The organism is Chitinimonas sp. (genome assembly GCF_041904975.1).
In the GTDB taxonomy this organism is placed as follows: domain Bacteria; phylum Pseudomonadota; class Gammaproteobacteria; order Burkholderiales; family Chitinimonadaceae; genus Chitinimonas.
Map to the genome: position 1 here is coordinate 1 of NZ_JAYRLZ010000253.1, position 6,120 is coordinate 6,120.

Here is a 6,120-nt window from a genome sequence, read left to right on the forward strand (position 1 = left end):
CAGGCGCCAGCAAGATCAACGCCATGGCCTCGATCTACCCGACCGGTGTTTTCACCTGGCAAGACTCGCCCAAGCGCGATGCAGCAAACTGGCAATAGCCGGCCAGCCGTGCAGGATGCCTATCCAGCCCTGAGTGATAAGTGCCGCGACGTGCAAACAAATGCCTTCACAGGCAAACCATCCAAAGCCGGCCCGCGCGCTACCCGACAGGCGCCCCAACAACCCATTGCAAGAAAGCTCCTCCCGATGCCTGAACAGCGATTTCACAGTGGCTTCCACCAGCTTGGCCCGGCTTTTTTCAGCCCGGTGCAAGCCCAGCCGCTGCAAAGCCCCGTACTCGCCGCCTTCAATAACACCCTTGCTAGCGAACTGGGGCTGGCTCGGCCGCTCGACGATGCCGCGTTGCTCGACACCCTGGCCGGCAGCGCCGTCCAATCGGGCGCAACACCGATTGCCACCGTGTACTCCGGGCACCAATTCGGCGTATGGGCCGGCCAGCTTGGCGATGGCCGAGCCCTATTGCTGGGGGAGCTGGCCGGGCAGGAGGTACAGCTCAAGGGCGCCGGCCAGACACCCTACTCACGCATGGGCGATGGCCGCGCCGTTCTGCGCTCCAGCATTCGCGAATACCTGTGTTCGGAAGCCATGCACGGCCTGGGCATTCCCACTACCCGCGCCCTTGCCCTGTTTGCCAGTGCAGAGGTGGTGTGGCGCGAAACAGCCGAAACCGCTGCAGTAGTCACCCGCGTTGCGCCAAGCTTTTTGCGGTTTGGCCATTTCGAGCACTTTTATTACCGCAACCAGCATGAAACACTGCGACAGCTGGCGGACTACGCCATCGATCGCTACTTTCCCGACAGTCGGGCCGCCGACAATTGCTACCAAGCCATGCTGGAAGAAGTGATAGGCCGCACCGCCGGGTTGATTGCCGACTGGCAGGCGGTGGGGTTTTGTCATGGCGTGATGAATAGCGACAATATGTCCTTGCTGGGCTTGACGCTGGACTACGGCCCGTTCGGCTTTCTCGATGGCTTCGATGCCGGCCATATCTGCAATCACTCCGATCATAGCGGTCGCTATGCCTATGGCGCCCAGCCGGAAATCGGCCTGTGGAATCTGCACTGCCTGGCCCAGGCGCTATTGCCCCTGCTGGATCGGGACGCCGCAGTCGAGGCACTCAAGCGCTACCAAGGCTTGTTCGAGGCCGCCCTCACCGAGCGTTTTCGCCGCAAACTGGGCCTGCGCAGCAGCATGAATGATGACTGGCGCCTGCTTACCAATCTGTTCGAGCTGATGCAGGCCTCGCGCACCGACTGGACTATCTTCTGGCGTCAACTGGCAGATTTCGACGCCACGCCCGGCGCCAGCAATTCGCACCTGCGCGATCTATTCATCGATCGAGCCGGATTCGATCGGTGGGCAGACGACTATCGCCAGCGCCTTGGCGCCGAGGGCAAGCCGGCCGGTCGCAGCGCGGCCATGCGTAGCGTCAATCCGAAATACATCCTGCGGAATCATCTGGCCGAAGTTGCCATACGCCAGGCGCAGCAGGGGGATTTTGCCGAAATACACCGGCTGCAGGCGCTGCTGGCACGGCCATTTGACGAGCAGCCGGAACACCATGCCTATGCCGGCACACCGCCCGATTGGGCCGGCAGCCTCAGCGTCAGCTGCTCGTCGTAAGCTTGGAAACCAGCCGCTCAATCGATCTCGCCGAACAGACTGCCCTGCACCACCGGCTTTTCGGTCACCACGGCCGTTGCGCTGCCGCTGGCAAATTGCAGGGCCAGCACTTCGCCCAGCTGCAGCTGCGCCGCATCATTGATGAGCCGGCCATCGCGGGTATGCACGATGCTGTAGCCACGCGCCAGCACCGACTGCGGATCAAGTACACCCAGTTTGGCCGCCGCACTGTCCAGCCGCGCCCCGGCCCGCTCCAGCTTGCGGCTCAAAGCCAGCCGCAGCAACTGCTGCGAGCGCGCCAATTGCAATCGATACGCTGGCAACGCCGGTTTGCCATGAGCCAGCTCGCGCGCAGCCCGCTGCAGGCGCCACTGCATTTGCTCGATCAGGCGCTGCATCTGCGCTTGCAGGCGGCCTTGCGCCAGAGTCAGCAATTGACGTTGCCGCATTAGCCGCTGACCCGGATGAATCAAACGGCGGCTCAGATAATCGAGGCGCTGATTGGCGCTACGCCATTGCTGCTGCCACTGCCGCGCACGCCGGGCATCGAGTGCGGCCAGGCTAGCCAACAGCGCAGCGCGCTCCGGCGCTACCAGCTCGGCAGCAGCGGTCGGGGTGGGGGCGCGCAAATCGGCAACAAAATCGGCAATGGTGAAATCGGTTTCGTGCCCTACTCCGCTCACCACCGGGATGGTACTGACGGCAATGGCGCGGGCTACCACTTCCTCGTTGAACGACCACAGGTCTTCGATACTGCCACCGCCGCGACACAGGATCAGCACATCGACTTCCCGGCGCGCATTGGCGCAATCGAGCATGGCGGCGATACGCTCGGCCGCCCCCTCACCCTGAACCGGGGTCGGGTAGAGCAGCACCGGAATATGCGGCGCACGGCGGCGCAAGGTGGTCAAGACATCGCGCAGGGCCGCCGCCAGGGTGGAGGTGACGATGCCGATGGCCCTGGGCGCAGCCGGTAAAGGCCGTTTGCGCTGCGCATCGAACAAGCCCTCGGCCGCCAGCTGGGCCTTGAGTTTTTCAAATGCTTCGAACAGCGCCCCCAGACCAGCCGGCCGCATGGTTTCTACGTTCAGCTGATAATCGCCGCGCGCCTCATACAGGCTAGCCGACACCCGCGCTTCCACCTTCATGCCTTCGCGCAACTTGAATGGCAACAGCAGTGCGCGGTTGCGGAACATCACTGCGCGGACCTGGGCACCACCATCTTTCAGCGACAGATAACAATGGCCACTGGCTGCGATGGTCAGATTGGAAATCTCGCCACTGACCCACAGCAAGGGCAGTTCGCGCTCCAGCAGGCCGCGCACCGCCCGATTCAATTCGCTCACCGTCCATACCGCATTCGGGCTTGACAAATGTGTAGTCACCCGCCTCTCCCCTTCATTTCATCCACACTTGACATTCTTGCTCTCTCTTGCCTCTCAGTAAATTTCAGCCCTGTTACAGCAAACGCTTAAGTACCTGTATTTATTGAACATTTTCAACTCGCTGAAAAAATGAGCAAGCTAACAAGGCGCTTGATTTCCCGATCCGGAACGCCTTATCCGCAGGCTTTTCCACAATGTTATCCACAGCCCGTGTGAACAAAGCCGCAAAGCCCTGTCTAATCGCGGGTTTGGCGAGCCTGCTTCGGGAATTTGGCTTGCCGCCCACTCGCCGCGCAGCTAAAGTTACGCGGTTTTTTGCCCCCCACTGGAATTCGCAACCATGCTCGCCATCATCCAGGCTGCCGGCTGGCCCATCTATCTGATCATCTTCGCCTCGGTCATCGGCGTCGCCATTATCCTCGAACGCAGCTTCAGCCTGCGTCGCTCGCAAGTGCTGCCAGATGGTCTGCTCGCCCTTACCGTGCAGGAATACAAGCAATCGGGCGTCACTGCCGACATGCTGACCCGCCTGCAATCGAATTCACCCCTGGGCCGGGTATTTGCCGCCGGCATGAAAAATGTCAAAAGCTCGCGCGACATCATGAAGGAATCGATCGAAGAAGCCGGCCGTGCCGTCGCCCATGATCTGGAGAAATTCCTGACTACCCTCGGCACCATCGCCACCGCCGCGCCGCTATTGGGCCTGTTTGGCACCGTGGTCGGCATGATCGAGCTGTTCGGCGCACAGGCACCCAGTGGCGGCGCCAATCCGGCTGCACTGGCCCACGGTATTTCGGTGGCACTGTACAACACCGCTTTCGGTATTGTCGTCGCCATCCCGGCACTGGTGTTCTACCGTCACTTCCGTGGCAGCGTCGACAGCTTTATCGTCGAGATGGAACAGCAGGCCATCAAGCTGGTTGAAGTCGTGCACGGCGAACGAGGCTGAGATGGACTTTCGCAAAGGCCGTAAACGCGAAGAGCCGGAAATCAATCTGATTCCGCTCATCGACCTGATGCTGGTGATCCTTATCTTTTTGATGGCCACCACCACCTATTCCAAGTTTGCCGAGTTGAAGATCAACCTGCCGACCGCCGAGGCCGACAAGACTGAAGCCAAGTCTACCGAGATCGAGGTCGGCATCAGCTCGGGTGGCAGCTATGCCATCAATGGTCAACGTATCAGCTACAGCGGCGTGGAAAACTTCGCTGCCGAACTGCGAAAGGTCGCCAAAGTGGCTGATCCGGTGATCGTGGTGAATGCCGATGGCAATGCCAGCCACCAGGCGGTGGTGAATGTGATGGAGGCCTCGCGCCTGGCCGGCTTTGGCCGCCTCACCTTTGCCACCCAATCGCCGCAATAGGGCTTACGCCCCACAAGCTGGTGCGGCCCTGAGGTTCCGCGCCGCGCCAGCATGATCAACCAGCATTCCCGCGTCAGCGGGAATGTTTTTTTGGAACGCCGGCTTGAAGACTCCGCGCTACTGGCAAAGCTGCTTTCCCGCCTGCCTGCTGCTGCCACTGGCCTGGCTGTTCGGCGCGGTGGCGACTTTGCGTCGCCTGCTGTTTCGCAGCGGCATGCTGCGCCGCACCCGGCTCACGGTGCCTGTGGTGGTAGTCGGCAATCTCAGCGCTGGTGGCGCCGGCAAGACCCCCACGGTTCGTTACCTGGCCGAGCGGATGCGCATGCTGGGCTGGCGGCCCGGCATCGTCTGCCGCGGCTATGGCGGCAGCGAAGCCGGTTGCGCCCAGGTCAACCCGCAAGGGTTGGCGAGCCGCTATGGCGACGAGCCGCTGCTGCTTGCCCGAACCTGCGCCTGCCCGGTGTTCGTCGGCCGCGACCGGGTGGCGGCGGCGCAGACGCTACTGGCAGCACACCCGAGCGTAAACCTGATCATTACCGACGACGGTCTGCAGCATTACCGACTGGCCCGCGATATCGAAATCGTGGTGATCGATGGCAGCCGCGGTCTGCAAAACGGCTGGCTGCTACCAGCCGGCCCGCTGCGCGAGCCTGCAAGCCGGCTGAATGCTGCCGATGCCCTGCTGATCAATGGCCCGGCCCGCGCGGCCTTGCCCAGCCACCCGCAGACCTTTGCCATGCAGCTGGAAGCGGGCGCGCTATGGCAGCTTGGTCAGCCAGATCGGCGCTGTAGCCTTGCTGATCTGCGCGGCCAGCGCGTAGCGGCCCTGGCCGGCATCGCCCATCCTGACCGGTTCTTTACCCTGCTGCGCGAGGCCGGTTTGCAGATCGATGCCTACCCGTTTGCCGATCACTATGCCTATCGCGCCACAGATTTGGCGCCACTGCGCGACACCGTGATCGTCACCACCGAAAAGGACGCGGTGAAGCTCGCCGCACTGCAACACAATGGTAGTATTTGGGTCGTTCCGGTCGCTGCCCAGCTGACCCCCGACCTTGCCGCCTGGCTCGATGCCCGGTTACACGCCCTGAGATCTCCGCATGGACACCAAGCTGCTTGAAATCCTCGTCTGCCCGCTATGCAAAGGGCCGCTGCACTTCGACAAACCGCGCCAGGAACTGATCTGCCGCGCCGACCGCCTGGCATTTGCCATCAAGGACGGCATCCCGGTGATGCTGGAAAGCGAAGCGCGCGAACTGCCGGCCGACGAGGAAGTGGGTTCGTGAGTTTTGTCGCCCTGATCCCGGCGCGATTGGCCTCCAGCCGCTGCCCGCACAAGATGCTTGCCGATATCGGCGGCAAGCCCTTGGTGGTACGCACCGTCGAGCAGGCGCTGAAAAGCGGCGCCAGCGCCGTGCATGTGGCCGCCGACGATCAAAGCATTGTCGATGTGGTGCGCGAGCATGGCCACTCAGCCATCCTCACCAGCGTGGCGCACAGCTCCGGCAGCGAGCGGCTGGCCGAAGCGGCCGATCTGCTGGGCTTGGCTGACGACACCGCCATCGTCAATGTGCAGGGCGACGAACCACTGATTGCTCCGGCGCTGATCGACGCGGTCGCCGCCAAGCTGCACGATCACCCCGATTTCCCGATGACCAGCGCCTGCCACGCCATCCACAGCGCGGACG

Annotated in this window: 7 protein-coding genes; 6 read left to right on the plus strand and 1 reads right to left on the minus strand. The window is 62.5% G+C overall.

Annotation, left to right across the window (positions count from 1 at the left end):
• The first annotated feature begins 246 nt into the window (after positions 1 to 246).
• Positions 247 to 1,683: a YdiU family protein gene (locus tag ACE3OH_RS18105; protein ID WP_374356410.1), complete on the plus strand. Its 1,437-nt coding sequence runs from the start codon at positions 247 to 249 to the stop codon at positions 1,681 to 1,683.
• 17 nt (positions 1,684 to 1,700) lie between these two features.
• Here the strand turns inward: ACE3OH_RS18105 and xseA are convergent, their stop codons facing one another.
• Positions 1,701 to 3,068, minus strand: a complete 1,368-nt coding sequence (gene xseA / locus ACE3OH_RS18110; protein WP_374356414.1) for an exodeoxyribonuclease VII large subunit — start codon at positions 3,066 to 3,068, stop codon at positions 1,701 to 1,703.
• 340 nt (positions 3,069 to 3,408) lie between these two features.
• On the opposite strand from xseA, the gene ACE3OH_RS18115 reads away from it, so the two are divergent.
• The 5 genes from ACE3OH_RS18115 to ACE3OH_RS18135 all read left to right on the plus strand — a co-directional run.
• A complete protein-coding gene (locus tag ACE3OH_RS18115; protein WP_374356420.1) occupies positions 3,409 to 4,017 on the plus strand; it encodes a MotA/TolQ/ExbB proton channel family protein in 609 nt (202 codons plus the stop codon).
• A 1-nt stretch (position 4,018) separates the two neighbouring features.
• Positions 4,019 to 4,432 (plus strand): ExbD/TolR family protein, encoded by a 414-nt coding sequence (locus ACE3OH_RS18120; RefSeq protein ID WP_374356423.1) that lies wholly within the window; start codon positions 4,019 to 4,021, stop codon positions 4,430 to 4,432.
• 103 nt (positions 4,433 to 4,535) lie between these two features.
• Positions 4,536 to 5,552: a tetraacyldisaccharide 4'-kinase gene (lpxK, locus tag ACE3OH_RS18125; protein ID WP_374356426.1), complete on the plus strand. Its 1,017-nt coding sequence runs from the start codon at positions 4,536 to 4,538 to the stop codon at positions 5,550 to 5,552.
• Entirely contained in the window at positions 5,533 to 5,718 is a 186-nt protein-coding gene (locus tag ACE3OH_RS18130) for a Trm112 family protein (protein ID WP_374356429.1), read from the plus strand. Before lpxK ends, ACE3OH_RS18130 begins: the two co-directional genes overlap by 20 nt.
• Positions 5,715 to 6,120: cytidylyltransferase domain-containing protein (locus ACE3OH_RS18135; RefSeq protein WP_374356432.1), on the plus strand; the 406-nt coding region annotated here is incomplete at its 3' end. The genes ACE3OH_RS18130 and ACE3OH_RS18135, both read left to right, overlap by 4 nt.

Bases quoted from the DNA above. Each gene is read 5' to 3' on its own strand.
- ACE3OH_RS18120 (WP_374356423.1), top strand. From the start codon at position 4,019: ATGGACTTTCGCAAAGGCCGTAAACGCGAAGAGCCGGAAATCAATCTG.
- ACE3OH_RS18130 (WP_374356429.1), top strand. From the start codon at position 5,533: ATGGACACCAAGCTGCTTGAAATCCTCGTCTGCCCGCTATGCAAAGGG.
- ACE3OH_RS18115 (WP_374356420.1), top strand. From the start codon at position 3,409: ATGCTCGCCATCATCCAGGCTGCCGGCTGGCCCATCTATCTGATCATC.
- ACE3OH_RS18105 (WP_374356410.1), top strand. From the start codon at position 247: ATGCCTGAACAGCGATTTCACAGTGGCTTCCACCAGCTTGGCCCGGCT.